Genomic DNA, 17,410 nt, shown 5'->3' with positions numbered 1-17,410 from the left:
AGTAAGCGGATGTTGGCCGTAGGATGCCGCACACGTATCGACCCCTGTTCTGCCAGACTGATAGCCCCCTGGGGCGAGGAGCTGACGGTGACGAGCACTGCCGTAGAGCGGCCGGAGATAGGCCGGCTTGTGTCGGTTCGAGGCCAGCGTTGGGTAGTCGGTGAGGTGGAACCCGGGCCGGGCAGCACGCTGGTGACGCTGCAGAGCGTCGAGGACGGGCGTTACGGCGACACACTCACCGTCGTCTGGGAGGTCGAGCCCGGAGGCAGAGTGCTGCCCAGCGGGGCACTTCCCGAAGTGACGGCCGCAGGATTCGATTCACCCGGGCGACTGGCCGCATTCCTCGACGCCATCCGCTGGTCGGCCGTGACGAGTGCTGACGTCAAGACGCTGCAAGCGCCATTCCGCTCCGGGGTCGCCATCGAGGACTATCAGCTAGAGCCGGTCGCCCGCGCCGTCGACGCCCCCAGGGTCAACCTGCTGCTCGCCGACGACGTCGGCCTGGGCAAGACCATCGAGGCCGGGCTCGTCGCCGAGGAGCTGCTGCTGCGTCATCGCGGGCGGCGTATCATGATCGTCTGTCCGGCCGGTCTGACCATCAAGTGGCAGGAGGAGATGGCCGAGAAGTTCGGCCTCGACTTCACGATCATCGATACCGATCGGTGCGCCAAGGTACGCCGCTCGTACGGCAGCGCCGCCAACCCCTTCGAGATCTACCCGCTCAGCATCGTCAGCCTGCCCTGGCTGCGCGGCCAGAAGGCGCAGCGGCTGCTGGCCGAGCTGCTGCCGGCAGACGGGCCGTCCTATCCGCGTACCTTCGATCTGCTGATCCTCGACGAGGCCCACCATGTGGCGCCCGCTGCCCCCAAGCAGGCATATGCCGTCGACTCGCAGCAGACCAAACTGATCCGCCGGCTGGCGCCGCACTTCACGCACCGCCTCTTCCTCTCGGCGACCCCTCACAACGGCTACGAGGCGTCCTTCACCGCGCTGCTGGAGATCCTCGACGACCAGAGGTTCGCTCGTGGCGTCAAGCCGAAGCGCAGCGCCTTGGACGAGACCGTCGTCCGGCGGCTGAAGAGCCAGATCCGCGAGAACGGCAAGGAGAAGTTCCCGAAGCGGGTCGCCAAGGAGATCCCCGTCCTCTACCCGGAGGACGAGCGCGAGGCTCACGAGCTGCTCAAGGAGTTGGCCAAGCTCCGGAGGGCACGGTTGCGACAGCGGCGCGGGCGGAGGGCGGCGGACCTGGTCACGCTGCTTCTGAAGAAGCGGCTGTTCTCCAGCCCTGAGGCGTTCGCGCGTACCATCGACGTCTATCTGGAGTCCGTCCAGAGCCGGGTGGAGACACTGGCCGACAGCGACGACATCCCGGAGTGGATGGAGGACTTCGATGAGGACGTCGCCGACCTCGGCGACGAGGAACTCGCCGAGGCCGAGGACGACGCGGTCTCCCGCGCGTACCCGCTCCAGGGCGGGGCCACCGCTGAGGAGGCCGATCTCCTGCGCCGCATGCGGGCATGGGCGGGCCAGTACGCGAACTTGCCGGACGCGAAGGCGGCGGAGCTGATCACCTATCTCAAGGCGGTCTGCATGCCGGACGGTGGCACCTGGTCGTCAGAGCGGGTGGTGGTCTTCACCGAGTACAAGGACACCCTGGACTGGCTGCAGCTGTTGCTGGCGCAGGAAGGTCTGAGCGGCGACGCCGTGCAGACGATGCACGGGCAGAAGCCGGCAGGGGAGCGCGAGCAGATCCGGCGCGCCTTCCAGAAGGCGCCGGAAGAGCATCCGGTACGCATCCTGCTCGCGACCGACGCCGCGGGCGAGGGTATCGACCTGCAGAACTACTGTCACCGCCTGGTGAACTACGACATCCCGTTCAACCCCAACAAGCTCGAGCAGCGCATCGGCCGCATCGACCGGTACGGCCAGAGCCGGACCCCGGAGATCCGCCACTTCGTCGGCGTCGTCAAGGGCGGCACGACCGACACGTACGAGGCCGACCTGGAGTTCCTGTCCCGTGTGGCGCGCAAGGTCGCCCAGCAGACCCAGGATCTCGGCCCCGTGAACGCGGTCATCTCCGAGCGGTTGCAGCGCCGCTTGCTCGGCGAGAACGTCTCCATCGACCACGTCGATGAGGAGGCGCCCCCGGACGAGGTCCCCGTTGAGCACGACCTGCCCGAGCAGGTGCGCAAGCTGCGCGCCAATCTCGACCGTACGATCGACGAGCTGCGCATCACGCCGGCCAACGTCAAGCGAGTCGTCGACACCGCTCTCCAGCTCACCCGGCAGCAGCCGCTCCGGCGGCACACGGACGAACGGCGGCTCGCGGACGGCTTCTGGGAGGTGCCCATCCTCACCGGATCCTGGGAACGAGGCAGCGCCGGCCTGCTGGAGAAGCTCTCCGACGAGGACCTCGCGAAGGGCGTCGTGCCCCGGCGCAGGCCCATCACCTTCGATCCCGCCGGCACCCGTGACGCCGACGGCCGGGTCCGTGACGACGTCGTGCTCGCGCACCTCAACCATCCGCTGGTGGCCATGTCGACCGGCCTGCTGCGAGCCGCGGTCTCCAACCCGGAGATCGACCTCAACCGCGTGACCGCGGTCGTCAGCGACCACCCCGCACTCGAAGGCATCTTCGTCGGCGCCTACTCACGTTTCGTCGTGGCCGGCGGTGACGGCATCCTGCTGCACGAAGAGATCCTCTACAGCGGCGGATGGCTGCGGGATCGCCATCCGTGGTTCGCCCGCGCCGCCTCCCTGACCCAGACCCGCGAGATCCTCGACCACGCGCTCGCCGAAGGCGTCCCCGCCCCGGCGCACCTGCGCTCGCGGCTGGCCGAAGCGTGGCCGCGGGCTCGCGAGGGCCTGCTCGACGCCGTCTACTCCCGTTCGGCCGACCGGGAGAAGTCGCTCGCCGGCGTCCTCGCCCGGCGCCAGGAGTCCGAGCAGAACACGATCGTCTCCAACCTGCGCGAGTTCGAGGCGACGCTGCGCGGCAAGCTCGCCGAGGACGAGGACGGCGCGCTGATCAGCATGAGCGAGATCACCAAGGACGCCCGCGAGCTGGCCCAGTACCGCCGGGACCGGCAGTCGTGGCAGGAACGTCTCGAACAGCTCGCCGTCGAGCGTGACCGCGAGCTGGAAGCGATCGCGGCCCGCTACGCTGACCCTCGCCCCCACACCTTCCCCGTCGCGTTGATCTTTGTCGTTCCCGAGCGTGAGGCAGCCACCCGATGAAGTTCAGCAAGCCCCGTGACCCCAACAGGGAGCATCTCGACTGGCTCGGCCTGGTCGATGTCTCCGGCCCCTTCCTCAGCCTGCCGGTCCTGCGGAAGACCTGGCCTTCGCTGGACGCGCTCACCAAGCAGGACCGCGAACGGCTGCGCTCCCGGCACAGCGCCTGGCAGAGCTCCGGCGACCGGGACGCGTGGATCACCTATGTCCTGCGCGACCTGCTCGGCTGGGGCGACGCCTTGCGGACCGAGGACCTGGGCAAGTACGAGGTCGCGGTGCCCGAGCACGACACCACCCTCGTTCCTGACTTCACCATGAACGGGCGGCTGCTCGGGCTGATCTGCGACGGTGACCCGGTCAAGCGGATCCCCGGCTCGGAATGGGCGGCCACTCCCGCCGACCGGGTCGCGCATCTGTGCCGGGTGCACGACGTGCCGCTCGGCCTGGCCACCGACGGGCGGCGCTGGGCGCTGGTGTGGGCGCCACGGCAGAGCGTCACCACCACCGCGGTCTTCGACGCCATGGCCTGGAACGAGGCAGCCGAGCTGGTCGTCGTCCGCGCCTTCGTCTCGCTGCTGAGCCGCGAGCGCTTCCTCGGGGTCACCGACGACGAGACGCTGCCCGCGCTGCTCGTGGCCAGCAAGGACAACCAGGAGGTCATCACCGAACGGCTCGGCTCCCAGGTCCGCCAGGCGGTCGAGCTTCTCGTCGCCGCCATCGGCCGGGCCGATGCCGCCGACCGCGATCGTGGCGGCCCTGGCCTCGGCAAGGACGTCACTCCCCATGATGTCTACCGGGGCGCGGTCACCGTCATGATGCGGGTCGTCTTCCTGCTCTTCGCCGAGGAACGCGGCCTGCTTCCCGCCGACAACGACCTCTACCTGAAGGCGTACTCGGCCGGCCGGTTGTGCGAGGAGCTGGAGCAGCGGGCCAACGCCGGCTCGGAGACCGAGCTGGAGCACACCTACGCCGCTTGGCACCGGCTGCTCGCCCTGTGCAACGCCGTCTACCGGGGCGTCGACCACCCGAAGCTGACCATGCACGCGCACGACGGCTCGCTGTTCGACCCCGACCAGTACGCATGGCTGCCGCTGTCGGTCGACGACCGCACCGTCCTGCACATGCTCCGAGCCGTGCAGTACGTCTGGATCAGCGCCGGCAAGCAACGCACCAACCGCAGCATGAACGTGCCCGACTTCGAGAATCGCGACAAGGCGAAGAAGGGCGAACGGCGCAAGCTCAGCTTCCGCACCCTCGACGTGGAGCAGATCGGTTACGTCTACGAGGGTCTGCTCTCGTTCGAGGGACTGCGCGCCACCGACGTCGTTGTCGGCCTCGTCGGCACCGAAGGTCTGGAGGAGGAGGTACGTCTCCGCGACCTCGAACGGCTCTCCCCGCGTGAGCTGGCCGAGAAGTACAAGGACTCGGGCATCGGCAGCGTGTTGGCCGTGGAGAAGGCGCTCGCGCCGATGGGCCCGGTCGAGACCGAGGAAGCCCGGAGCAAGCTGCTCGCCGTCACCAAGGGAGACGCCGAGCTGGCCGAGCGGTTGCTACCGTTCTACGGGGTCATCCGTGCCGACCTGCGCGGCCAGCCCACGGTCATCCTGCCCGGCGCCCTGTACGTTACCGAGTCCTCGCTCCGCAAGAACACCGGCACCCACTACACGCCACGTGACCTGGCCCAGCAGGTCGCCGAAGGTGCCCTGGAGCCGCTGGTCTACCGGGTCGGACCGCTCCAAACCGCCGACCGCAGCCAGTGGGTGCCGAAGAGTGCCGCGCAGATCCTCGACCTCAAGGTCGCCGACATCGCCATGGGCTCGGCCGCCTTCCTGGTCGCCGCCGCCCGCTACCTCGGAGACCGCCTGGTGGAGGCGTGGTCCCGCGAGGGCGATGAGCGAGCCGCCGCCTACGTCTCCGGCCCGACGGACCGCGCACTCGACGCCGATGAGGATCCCGTGGTGGTCGAGGCCCGTCGGCAGGTCATCGAGCACTGCTTGTACGGCGTGGACATCAACCCGATGGCCGTGGAGATGGCCAAGCTGTCGCTGTGGCTGGTCTCCATGGACCCGCGGCGACCGTTCACCTTCCTCGACGACCGGCTCGTCGCCGGAGACTCGCTGCTCGGAATCACCTCGGTGGACCAGTTGGAGTACATGCATCTCGATCCGCGGCGGGGGCGCAAGCTCTACAAGGACGTGGCCGTCGACTTCACCAAGGACGTGCGTTCGCTGCTGGGGGACGTGGCTGAGCGGCGGCGGGTGCTGACCGGCATCGAGGTCTATGAGGGCGATCCGCTCGGGGCGTTGGCCAGGAAGCGGAGTATCCTCGGGCAGATCGAGGTGGACACTGCGCAGGCGCGGTCGTTCGCCGACCTGCTGGTGGGGGCTTCGCTGGCGCACGCGGTCGAACAGGGACGGCTCAAGGCGGACCATCCGGTGCCGGGGCCGCTCGACCGGGATCGGGCTCGGGGGTTCGACGCGGCGTCGCTGAAGACGTCGGCGCTGGCGAGCGCCAGTGTGCGGAATGACCCGGAAAGCATGCTGAAGGTGCAGGTTCAGCGGCGAGAGTGGCTGGAGACCAGTCGGATCCGAGGGTCTTTCGATCGGCATCCGATCCATTGGCCGCTGGTCTTTCCCGAGGTATTCGACCAAGAGCGACCGAATGGGGCCGGGTTTGACGCCGTTATCGGCAATCCGCCTTTCCTGGGCGGACAGAAGCTTACGGGAACGATGGGACTTGCCTATCGAGAGCACCTTGTTGGGGCCATCGGGCGAGGGGCGCGAGGAAGTGCTGACCTGGTCGCTTATTTTGCGATCAGAGCACATGATGTGCTGAATGAGGGCGGGCAGACTGGGCTGATCGCCACCAATACCCTCGCGCAAGGGGACAGTCGTGAGGTCGGCCTCGACCAGCTCGTGGACAGCGGGGTCGTCATTCGCCGGTCGGTTAAGAGCCAGCCGTGGCCGGCTTCGAGTGCGGTGCTTGAGTACTGTGCGGTGTGGACCAGCCGGAGAGCCCTGGGGGAGAAGGCAGAGCGCATCGCCGACGGCATTGGAGTCCGGGACATCACGCCCTCGCTCGATCCCGTGTCTCGGGTCGTGGGCAATCCGAAGCGCCTGCTGGAAAACAGCGGCAAGTCATTTCAGGGCTCCACCATACTAGGCCTCGGGTTCACGATGGAGCCAGAGGCGGCGAAGGCGATGATCGGGCGGGATTCACGCAGTGCGGACGTGCTTTTCCCTTATCTGAACGGGCAGGATCTCAATTCCCGGCCTGACAACTCCGGCAGCCGGTGGGTCGTCAACTTCCATGACTGGTCACAAGGGGAAGCCGAGGCATATCCGGAGCCTTTCGGCCAGGTTCTTCGCTTGGTCAAGCCCGAGCGAGACAACAATAATCGCAAGGTATATAGCGACTATTGGTGGCAATACGCCGAAAAGCGCCCCGCAATGTTGCAAGCTATCAAAGGCCTGGATCGGGTCATCGTGATCACGCTGGTGAGCAAGGTCGTGATGCCGGTGATGGTGCCCACCGGGCAGGTCTTCGCGCATAAGCTCGGCGTCTTCGCAACCGACGACACGGCCATGCTCGCCATGCTGTCGAGCGCCCCGCACTACTGGTGGACCCGGGCACGCTCGTCCACGATGAAGGCGGACATCAACTACTCGCCCTCCGACGTGTTCGAGACCCTGCCCTTCCCCGAGCTCACCCAGGAGATGCGCGACCTCGGAGCCCGCCTCGACACCTACCGCCGCGACCTCATGCTCTCCCGCCAGGCCGGCCTCACGACCACCTACCACATGGTCAACAACGCGGCTAACACCGACGACGACATCGCCGAGCTCCGCCGCATCCACGTCGCCATCGACGAGGCCGTCTGCCGTGCCTACGGATGGACCGACCTGCCCGACAAGCTCGACCACGGTCATCACCCGGTGGCCCGCGAGACCCGCTTCACCGTAGGCCCGGCCGTACAGCGGGAGCTTGTGGACCGGCTGCTGGAGCTCAATCACGCCCGCTACGCCGCGGAGGTCAAGGCAGGCCTGCACGACAAGTCGGGCAAGAAGGCCCCCCGCAAGAAAGCCGTGAACAAGAAGGCCGAACCCGAAGGACGCCTGTTTTGATTGACGACCAGGGTGACCTCTTCCCCGGCTTGGGGAACAGGCAGCAGACACTCGACCTCGCCCCCGCGCAGGCCGTACCGGAGAAGAGCCCAAGCTCGCCGCTCGACAGCCCGCAGGAGTTCGCGGAGGCCGACTCCTTCCAGGTGCGCGAGGAGTTCGAGCAACTGGTCCGGCTCGACCTGCTGGGCCCTTGGGGCGGCGACCTGGAGGCGTTCTCGCACAAGGCGGCGGGCCCGCGCGAGCGGTACCTGCTCGGCATGCTCGGCCCGAAGCACACGCCGAAGTCCGTACGGGAAGAGGCGGGCGAGGTGCCCGACACCGAGACCGGGGTGAGCGGCGACGCCCGCGACTCCGAGCTCGGCGAGAAGCTGACGCCGCAGAACCTGGGCCGCATCTGGGCCTCCTCCATGGGTATGTCCTTCGCGGTCCCGGCCGGCGTGGACGCCGTCTCGGTCACGGCCTCATGGGGCCGGTACGCCAAGACGGAGGCCGAGCTCGAAGAGGACAAGAAGGTCAGCACCTGGGCACGCCAGCCGATCAGCGTGGACAAGGAGATCCGCCTCGACGGCGAGCCCACCCACCACGTGCCGCTGACCGGTGGCGAGCAGGGCGTCTACCTGGCGGTGGCCGTACGGCCGCAGCCCAACGACCGCAGGGTCGTGGAGATCACGCTGGTCAACGCGCAGCCGGAGCCGGCGAGCAACCCCGACACGGCCTGGCTGTTCCAGTCGGAGCTGCGGGTACGGGCGCTCGACGGGCACGCGGCGATCTTCCTGCCGATAGACGATCCCCTGGACGGTGACAACCAGTGGGGCAGCGAGGACTTCGAGGAGAAGCACCTGCGCCTGCTCTATCGCAACCAGCGCCGCTACGCCTCGGGACGCAACGTGGCCGTGCACGCGAAGGTGCGTGACGACGAGCGGGTCGCGCACGAGCTGGTCACCACCTGGATCCCGCACTACGACGTGCCCGCCACGATCGCCGCGAGCGACGGGCTGACCGGCGTCGAGCTCTCCATGGACAAGCTGGCGATCGCGGGCCCCGACGAGTTGAAGCGAGGTCTGTCCCCGCTGGCGCAGGGCTACCTGACCTGGCTCGACGAGCAGGAGCGCCGCGACGACGTGCCCGAAGCTCTGCGCCAGACCGCCGAGAAGGCGATATTCGAGGCCAAGCTGATCACTCAGCGCGTCCAGCAGGGCGTCGAGCTGCTGACCGACCCCAGCCGGCCCGGCCATGAGGATGCGCTCCGTGCCTTCCGCTTCGCCAACGCCGCCATGGCCGACCAGCGTCGCCACAGCACCGCCGCCAAGCTCCGGCAGGAAAACGGCTGGGGGTACGAGCAAGCGCTGTCCGAGGTCGAGAGCCGGGGCCCTGGCGAGGCATCCTGGCGCCCGTTCCAGCTCGCCTTCGTCCTGCTCAACCTGCCGGCCCTGGCCGATCCAGGACACAAGGAGCGTGCCGCGGATCGTACGGGGCTGGTGGACCTGCTGTTCTTCCCCACCGGCGGCGGCAAGACCGAGGCGTACCTGGGGCTGACCGCGTTCACGCTGGCCATCAGGAGGCTGCAGGGAAAGATCGGGACGGGCGCGGCCCCCCGGGACGGGTCGGCGGGCGTGGCCGTGCTTATGCGGTACACCCTCCGGCTGCTGACCGCCCAGCAGTTCCAGCGCGCCGCGGCGCTCATCTGTGCGGCCGAGGTGCTGCGCAGGGAGGAACCGGTGACGTGGGGAGCTGAGCCGTTCCGCATCGGCCTGTGGGTGGGTGCGGGGGTGTCGCCCAACTGGTTCGACGAGGCCATCGATCAGATCGATGAGGCCAGGCAGGCGGGTGACGGCAAACGTACCAACGTCCTGCAGACCCTGATCTGCCCGTGGTGCGGCGAGGAACTGGCCGGTCACAAGGATCTGCACCCCGATGGCGACCGCCGCCGCGTCCTGCTCTACTGCCGCCGGGGCGAGGGCGACGACCCCTGCCCGTTCTCCAAGCGGGGCGAGGACGCGATGCTGCGCGAGCTGTTCGCCGGCCGCGAGGGTGAGGAGCTGAAGGCGGCCCTGGCCACGCACCGTGAGGGCCTGCCGATCCTCACGATCGACGAGGAGATCTACCGTTACGCGCCCAGCCTGGTCATCGCGACCGTCGACAAGCTCGCGCAGCTGCCCTGGAAAGGCTACGCCGGGCTGTTGTTCGGCCGGGTCTCCCGGAGGTGCCCGCGGCACGGCTACCGCCACGACGACCTGGACCTGAAGACCGACTGCGGCGACCGGCACTTCAAGAAGAACGACCTTCCGGCAGTCCCGCAGAGTGAGCCCGTGACCCGGTTGCGCCCCCCGGACCTGATCATCCAGGACGAGCTGCACCTGATCTCCGGCGCGCTCGGAACCACGGTGGGCCTGTTCGAGACCGCGATCGCGGAGCTGTGCACCTGGCGGCTGCCGGACGGTCAGGAGACCGGTCCGAAGATCGTCGCTTCGACGGCCACCACCAAGCGGGCCAAGGCCCAGGTGCTCGGAGTGTTCGGCAAGGACCTGGCGATCTTCCCGCCGCAGGTCGTCGACATCGGCGACACCTTCTTCTCCCGGCAGGTCCCGCTCTCCCGCGAGCACCCCGGCCGCCGCTACCTCGGCCTCTGCGCGCACGGCGTACGGCTCAAGTCGGCCGAGATCCGCCTCGCGGAGATCCTGCTGATCGCGGGCCAGACTCTCTTCGACAAGTACGGCGCTCCCGCCGACCCCTATATGTCGCTGGTCGGCTACTTCAACGCCACCAGGGAGCTCGCCGGCATGCGTCGTTATGTCGACGACGACGTCACCACGCGCGTACGCCGCCACGGCAAACTCAAGGGCCTGTCGAACCGGATCGTGAGCAGGACCGGGATGCTCGCCGTCCAGGAGCTCACGTCGCGTATCTCGTCGGGAGACATCAGCGAGGTGTTGCGCCGGCTGGAGCACCGCTTCGACCCTGACCTCGACACCTCGCGCCGCCGCCTGGAGATCCCGGCGGAATGGTCGGACGTGCTCAAGGAGAAGGACCGCGACAAGCGTCGCAAACCACATCCGCTGGCCAGGAAGTGGGCGGATCGCAACGACGACGACAGCATGCCTGTGGACGTCGCGCTTGCGACCTCCATGCTGCAGGTCGGCGTGGACGTCTCCCGATTCGGCCTGATGATGGTCATCGGGCAGCCCAAGAACACCGCCGAGTACATCCAGGCCTCCTCTCGAGTCGGACGTGATGCGGCGAGACCCGGTCTGGTCCTCACGTTGTACAACTGGTCGAGGCCTCGCGACCTGGCCCATTTCGAGGACTTCGAGCACTATCACGCCACCTTCTATCGGCAGGTCGAGGCACTGTCGGTGACGCCGTTCACGCGGCGGGCGCTCGATCGCGGCGCCACCGCCGCCTTCGTCGCCGCGGTGCGCCAGGCGGCTGAGGGGTACTCGCGCGAACTCGACGCGCACGACGTCCCACTGGACGGGGAGATCGTCGAGGGCATCACGAGCAGGTTCCTCGATCGGGCGGAAGCCGTCGGGGAGAGCAGGGCTCGCGAGTACCTGCTCGAACGGCTGAAGGTCATCGTCGACCTGTGGACGCTGAAGAAGACCGGCTCCACGCGGCTCGGCTACCGCGAGGGAACCTACAAGAAGCAGCCGCTCGTCGGACTGCTTGAAACGGCCGGTGACGGCAAATGGGGTGACCTCACCGTCGGCCAGTCGATGCGGGAGACGGAGAACGAGATCAACCTGATCCTTCCGGGTGGCGGCCAGATCTTCGCGCCGGCCTACGGAGCTCCGGCCTGGTCGTTCTCCGGGACGGACACAGAACAGGATCCGACGGACATTCCTGAGGGCGACGAACTCGGAGAGGTGGGCAGATAGTTGGCCGGCGACAAATACCGGGTCCGCGCTGGAGCGGTGCGCCCCAGCCACCTGATGTTCACCAGCGGTGTCGGCTCCCTCGTCGACCTGCCGAACTTCTCCGTGCTGGTCTCAGGACTCGATGACTGGCGTTACGACGGTGCCTATGGATGGCAGGCCATCGCCGAGCCGCGACTGCTCGCGGCCATCCAGTCCTTCCCTTTCCGCAAGGGTGACCGGGAGTACCTGAACCTCCGCTCAGTGAAGGAGTTGCGCCCGGCTCCCTGGCTGGCCGGGATCGATCGTGAACCGTCCGGGCCGGCGTCCAAGGTCGGCGTCCCCACAGTGCCCTTCCCCGGATGGATGCGCTGCACGGCGTGCAACATCCTCGCGCCCATCGATTCCAAGGTCTTCGGCTTCGAGAATGACAAGCCGCGCAAACCGCATGAGGCTCGCTTCTTTCATGACAGCTGTGGCCGCAAGCGGAAGGGACGCAAGCCGCTCGCCGTGGCGGCTCGCTTCGTCCTCGCCTGCACCGGCGGCCATCTGGACGACTTCCCTTACGTGGAGTTCGTCCATCACGGGCGGCCGTGCGCCAAGGTCAGCCATCCGACGCTGCAGATGACCGACCGTGGCGGCAACCTCGGAGCCAACGTCGAGGTCCGGTGCACCAACTGCGAGGAGAAGCGCAACATCCGGGCTGCCCTGGGACGTCGAGGGCAGGAACAGCTGCCGCGCTGCCGAGGCCGGCACCCGCACCTGTCCTACTTCGACGAAAACGGCTGCGACAGGCCGCTGCATGTCCTGGTGGTCGGTGCGTCCAACCAGTGGTTCCCGCAGACGCTGGCCGCGCTGGCCGTGCCTCAGACCGGCGCGAAGGCCATCGACACCATGGTGGAGCGGCACTGGGAGGCCATCAAGCCGCTGGTCCTGTCCATGTATCCGTGGGCCAGGGAGAACCTGCCCGCCATGCGTGACCACTTCGCCAAATGGTCCGATCAGGAAGTATGGGAGGCCACGGAGCGCCGCCGCGCGATCGAGGCGGGGGAGGTGGAGAAGAAGCCCCCGGCCTACCCGGACCTGCGCTCTCCGGAGTGGGAGGTGTTCTCCGCCGAGGACCTTCCCGAGCCGAACGACGACTTCGCCGTGCGGCGGCTCGACGAGGTTCCCGGCCGGCTCAAGGAAATCTATGCGGACGTGCTGCAGGTCGAACGGCTGCGCGAGGTCCGCGCGCTGATCGGCTTCACCCGGCTGGACGCTCCTGACCCAGAAGACCCCGATCTGGTCACCCGCGCGCCGCTGAGCAGGTCCAAACCGCTTTGGGTGCCGGCCAGCCAGGTGCGCGGCGAAGGCATCTTCCTGCGGTTGCCGGAAGATCTGCTGCGCGGCTGGGAGGAACGGGTCATCGAGTCCGAGGCCATGAAGGAGCACCTAGAGGCGTACATCCGTTTCCGCAGCTACCGGTACTCCGACCGCATCAAGGGAGGCTTCGACGCCGCGCGTGGCTGGCCAGGGCCGCGCTTCTATGCCCTCCACACGCTTTCCCACCTGCTCATCCGCACGATCGCGCTGCAATGCGGCTACAGCTCGGCGAGCTTGTCGGAGCGCATCTACGCCGGCACCCCCGACGACCCTCGCAGCGGCATCCTCATCTACACCGCCGTTCCCGACTCGGAGGGCACCCTGGGCGGCCTCGTCTCACTCGCCGAGCCTGACCGGCTGGTCGAGCTCACGTCCGGGGCCCTGCATGACGCACGGCACTGCTCATCAGATCCGCTGTGCGCCGAGCGAAGCCCGCAGGCGCCGGCGGACTTCCTGCACGGTGCGGCCTGCCACGTGTGCCTGTTCGTCTCGGAGACGACCTGCGAGCGCGGCAACCGTTACCTGGACCGCCGTTTCGTCGTTCCGCTCGCTGAAGACCCCGATCTGGCACTCTTCGCCGGCCTGCTATGACAGAGAGAGCGAGGGCGGAGAGGACGGTCGCTCGGGCGGCGAGCCGCCTGAGCGCGAGTGACCTGCGCCTGCTCGCCACCCGCATAGAAGAGAACTGGCACCGCGAGGCCATCCTGGCCGCCGTGCCGCGCGCGGGTTTCGCCGAAGTGGCCGCGGAGGTGCTCGACGCCGGCCAGGCAGGTGCCGAGCTGGCCGCTTACCTCCGTGGCCTCGCCGCAGGCCTGGAGGCGCAGGCCGACCGCGTACGGGTGGAGCCCGTGTGGACGGGCCCGCGCACGCTGCCCGTGCCCGTCCGGGCCACCGGCAACGTGCTGACCGAGGTGGTATCCGAGGCTAGGCGGGAGCTCGCCATCATGACGTACTCCGCCAAGCCGTACGAGCCATTGCTGGCCGCACTCGCCGACGCGGTCGATCGCGGGGTGACGGTGACCATCGTCGTCGAGACCTTAGCTGGAGCGGGCTCCGCCATGAACGGTGGTGAGCCGGCCGCCGCCTTCGCCTCGGTCGCCGGGATAGAGCTGTGGCACTGGCCGCTGGGCAAGCGTGACAAGGCCGGAGCCAAGATGCACGCCAAGCTCGCGGTGGCCGACCGGCGGACTCTGCTGGTCTCCAGCGCCAACCTGACGCAGTCGGGAGTCGCGAAGAACATCGAGGCCGGTCTGCTCGTACGAGGTGGCACCGCTCCGCTCCGCGCCGCCGAGCACATCGCAGAGCTGCGCGCGAAGGGCATTCTCGAGCGATTACGGTGAACCACTAAATTGGGTTCCGGACCTAGAAAGAGGGATGTCATGCGGGACGATGCCACGGTGACAGCGGGTGACATCGCCCGGCTGGCGGGTGTCGGCCGTGCGGCCGTCAGCAATTGGCGCCGGAGATTTCAGGACTTCCCTGGGCCCGTCGGCGGGACGTCGTCGAATCCGCTGTTCTCCCTCAACCAGGTCGAGTCCTGGCTCCGCAGCCAGGGCAAGCTGGACGAGCTTCCCTTCGATGAGCGGGTCTGGCAGCAGATTCGGAACTCCGCCGACGACCTTCAACTGCTGTCCGTCGTGAGTGATGTGGCCTGCTCACTGGTCGGAGGAGGCACCGAGCCACCGGCGGATCTGGCCGATGCCGCGAGTCGGCTCGCCGCAGAGCTCGGAACGCCGGAAACGGTCGAGTTCCTCTACCGTCGTTATGTCGAGACCAACTCTCGTCGAGTCCAGGTTCCCTCATCGGAAGTGGCCGCCACGATGGCGGCACTGCTCGAATCACCGGACATGGTGTTCGACCCGCACTGCGGCTTCGGCGGGCTTCTCGTAGCCGCCCTCGACGCGGCCCGCCGGCATGCTGGGCGGGTTTTCGGCCAGGAGCGGGACGCGGCCATGGCGAGACTGGCCGCCGCCCGCCTCTCGGCTCGCGGCGTCAAGGCGGAAATCAGAGCCGGAGACTCCCTTACCGCCGACGCCTTTCCCGACATGGCAGCGGACGCGGCGATCTGCATCCCTCCCTACAGCGAGCGTGGCTGGGGCTACGAAGAGCTCACCAATGACCCCAGATGGCAATACGGCCTGCCACCCCGAGGGGAATCCGAGCTGGCCTGGGTACAGCACTGCCTGGCACGAGTCAGACCCGGAGGCCAAGTCGTCGTGCTGATGCCGCCTGCCGCCGCCACGCGCCGCTCCGGCCGGCGCATCCGTTCGCAGCTGCTCCGCACCGGGGCCCTCCAAGGGATTATCGGGCTTCCCGCGGGCTCCGCTCCACAATCGACGCAACCACCACATCTGTGGCTGCTACGTCGCCCCAGCGACGACGATGCCGTCCCCTCCCAGGTCCTGATGGCCGACTGCGAGTTGGAGGACGTGCTTCCCGCATGGCGGTCCTATCTCGAGCAATCCAAAGGAGCCATGGCGATCATCGACCTCCTCGACGACGAGGTCGATCTCACGCCTTCCCGGTACCTGGTTCGCAAAGTGGCGCCTCTTACGCGGAGCGTCGACGAGTCACGGGCGGAGCTGGCAGCGCTCGCCCGCGAGCTGGCCGATGCCGTGCCGAACGTGCTCCAGGAGCCGCGCGCTCTCACGATGACCACGCTCGGCGAGCTCATCAGAGCCGGCGCGGTCCAACTCGAGCAGACGCCGATGCGCATGGAGATCGAATCCGGCGATGTGCCCTTGCTGACCGCGAAGGACGTCACGCTGGGCCGTGGGCCGACCGGCAAGGGCACGGTCGAGTCCGGCACGATCACCGCTCAGCCAGGTGATGTGGTCATCCCCGCGATCACGAGGGTTGTCCATGCCCGAGTGATCACTGAAGAGGTGACGCTCGGCCCCCACCTGTTCATGATCCGAGTGGATCAGGAGCTGTTCGATCCGCACTTCCTCGCTGGCTTCCTCAGGCTGTCCGCCGAGCGCACGGCGAGCACCATGTCCGGGACCCTTCGCGTAGACGTACGGAGGGCGCAGATTCCCCGGCTACCGCTGGACGAGCAGCGCCGCTACGGAGAAGCCTTCCGGCAACTGGAGGTCTACGAGCGGGCGATCGACGAGACCGCCCGAGTGGGCAGGCAGTTGGCCGCACAGATCCTGGAAGGGCTCACGGGAGGTGCTCTTCAGCCCGTCACTGGCTGAGCGCCAGCATGAGCTGGGCCGCGGTGGGCCGGGCCTGCGGGTTGGGGTCGAAGCAGGCGGCCATCGGCATCTGCAGCGTAGGCGGGAAGATCCTTACGTCCGGTGGACGCGTACAGATCTGGTAGGCGACGGCGGCGAACGTCGGTCCGTCGAAAGCCAGCCGCCCGGTCGCCGCGAAATACATGGTGGACGCCCAGCTGAACACGTCGGACGGTGGGCCGACGAACTGGCCGGACACCTGCTCAGGTGACATGTACGCCGGTGTCCCCTTGATGCCTCCCGATGTCATGGTGACGCGGTCCAGGACGCGGGCGATGCCGAAGTCGATCACTCGCGGGCCGTCGGGGCCCAGCAGCACATTGGCGGGCTTGAAATCCCGATGCACGATCCCGGTGTTGTGAATCCCGCGCAGAGCCGCGGCCGTGGCGATGGCGAGCCGGATCAACGCATGCGTGTCCAACGGCCCGCCTTGACTGATCGAGTCCTGCAGGGAGGGGCCCGGAATGTACTCGCTGACGATGTAGGCGTGATCGCTGGTGATCCCGAAATCCAGGATGGGTGCGGTCGCGAACGGAGGCACTCGCTGGGCGGCGGCGATCTCCCGCCGTAACGCCTCGTGCTCGGCGGGAGCGAAACCGAGCGACGGATGGATGACCTTGACCGCGACCTGCCTACCGGCGGGATCCACACCGAGATACACCGTCGCCTGACCACCCGCACCCAGCCGCCTGACCAGACGATAGGACCCGATGGCATCGGAGACCTGACTCGGTGTCGGCGCCGGTGCCGGACGTCTGCGGAAGACGGACTGCCTCAGCATGAAGGCGTGAAAGGTGCCACCCCACCACGGTCCCAGCGACCAGGACCAGAGCATCAGTTGGTACTGCCAGGACGTGCTCGGCAGCTTGGACATCGGCTCGTTCGTGATGACGAAGATCCCCAGGGCCACCAGGTAGGCCGCCGCCGCGACCCCGTGTTTCCAGCTACGCAGCCGCACCGCGGCTGAGCCGATGACCAAGGAGGTGGTGAACCCGAGCGTGAGGAGTGGTATGACCGCCCAGATGTAGCTGAGCGGAACGGCCGCTCCCGTTGGACCTGCCAGGACGCGCTTCGTTGGCCGCTCAGGTATCGGCGCGTCCGCGGTCGAGGGCGGAGCCCCCCAGGGATTCCATGACGCCATCGAGGGCTCCTGTCCGGTGTCCGAGGGATCGGCTGTCGGGGACGACAAGGCTCTCGCCGGAAAGACTCTGGTCCTGAGCAGGAACCCTTGTAGCGTTCCACCCAACCAGGGGCCCGCGCACCACAGTGCCCAGACGAACTCGTTCCGCCAGTCGCCCGAAGGCCAGTCGCGAATCCCTCTCGTCGCCACGAGCCCCAGAGCCAGACTCAGGTATCCGGCGGCGGTGATGGCGACCAACCGGCTTCTGAGCCGGTAGGCGGCGAACCCGATGCTCAGGGGCGCGAGGAAGCCGACTGACAGGAGTGGAACGATCACCCACACGAAACTCAAGGTGTCGAGCAGCGGAGGCCTGACATGCGTGGGCGCAGGAGGAGCACTGCCGCGATCGTTCTGCCGGACCATAGCGCGAATCCTAAGCAAAACAAAGGTATACATGGCACCTGTGAACGCCGCTGAGAT

The 17,410-nt window shown here is 67.8% G+C and carries 7 protein-coding genes; 6 read left to right on the top strand and 1 reads right to left on the bottom strand.

The window, feature by feature from the left end; translation table 11 throughout:
• The first annotated feature begins 87 nt into the window (after positions 1–87).
• The 6 genes from drmD to AB0K18_RS20030 are packed head-to-tail and all read left to right on the top strand — an operon-like array spanning position 88 to position 15,771.
• On the top strand, positions 88–3,237 hold the full coding sequence (gene drmD / locus AB0K18_RS20055; RefSeq protein ID WP_364916012.1) for a DISARM system SNF2-like helicase DrmD: 3,150 nt from the start codon (positions 88–90) through the stop codon (positions 3,235–3,237).
• Complete coding sequence (locus AB0K18_RS20050; RefSeq protein ID WP_364916009.1) at positions 3,234–7,358, top strand: type IIL restriction-modification enzyme MmeI; 4,125 nt, start codon at positions 3,234–3,236, stop codon at positions 7,356–7,358. The genes drmD and AB0K18_RS20050 overlap by 4 nt, the downstream gene beginning before the upstream one ends.
• A complete protein-coding gene (drmA, locus tag AB0K18_RS20045; protein WP_364916007.1) occupies positions 7,355–11,233 on the top strand; it encodes a DISARM system helicase DrmA in 3,879 nt (1,292 codons plus the stop codon). Before AB0K18_RS20050 ends, drmA begins: the two co-directional genes overlap by 4 nt.
• On the top strand, positions 11,234–13,165 hold the full coding sequence (locus AB0K18_RS20040; RefSeq protein WP_364916004.1) for a DUF1998 domain-containing protein: 1,932 nt from the start codon (positions 11,234–11,236) through the stop codon (positions 13,163–13,165).
• Positions 13,162–13,914, top strand: coding sequence for a DISARM system phospholipase D-like protein DrmC (drmC, locus tag AB0K18_RS20035; RefSeq protein WP_364916003.1), 753 nt, complete (start codon positions 13,162–13,164; stop codon positions 13,912–13,914). The genes AB0K18_RS20040 and drmC overlap by 4 nt, the downstream gene beginning before the upstream one ends.
• A 39-nt stretch (positions 13,915–13,953) precedes the next feature.
• A complete protein-coding gene (locus AB0K18_RS20030) occupies positions 13,954–15,771 on the top strand; it encodes an N-6 DNA methylase (protein WP_364916000.1) in 1,818 nt (605 codons plus the stop codon).
• Here AB0K18_RS20030 and AB0K18_RS20025 read toward each other — a convergent pair.
• Positions 15,761–17,353 carry a serine/threonine-protein kinase gene (locus AB0K18_RS20025; RefSeq protein WP_364915998.1) on the bottom strand — a complete coding sequence of 531 codons (1,593 nt, stop codon included), beginning with the start codon at positions 17,351–17,353 and terminating at the stop codon, positions 15,761–15,763. The two genes, AB0K18_RS20030 and AB0K18_RS20025, sit on opposite strands and share 11 nt — an antisense overlap.
• Positions 17,354–17,410 lie beyond the last annotated feature (57 nt).

The organism is Nonomuraea sp. NPDC049421, from assembly GCF_040677005.1.
Classification (GTDB): Bacteria; Actinomycetota; Actinomycetes; order Streptosporangiales; family Streptosporangiaceae; genus Nonomuraea; species Nonomuraea salmonea.
The sequence above is the reverse complement of the archived record's forward strand: the minus strand, read 5'-3'. Positions and strand labels throughout refer to the sequence as shown.

Bases quoted from the DNA above. Each gene is read 5' to 3' on its own strand.
- drmC (WP_364916003.1), top strand. From the start codon at position 13,162: ATGACAGAGAGAGCGAGGGCGGAGAGGACGGTCGCTCGGGCGGCGAGC.
- AB0K18_RS20050 (WP_364916009.1), top strand. From the start codon at position 3,234: ATGAAGTTCAGCAAGCCCCGTGACCCCAACAGGGAGCATCTCGACTGG.
- AB0K18_RS20030 (WP_364916000.1), top strand. From the start codon at position 13,954: ATGCGGGACGATGCCACGGTGACAGCGGGTGACATCGCCCGGCTGGCG.
- AB0K18_RS20025 (WP_364915998.1), bottom strand. From the start codon at position 17,353: ATGGTCCGGCAGAACGATCGCGGCAGTGCTCCTCCTGCGCCCACGCAT.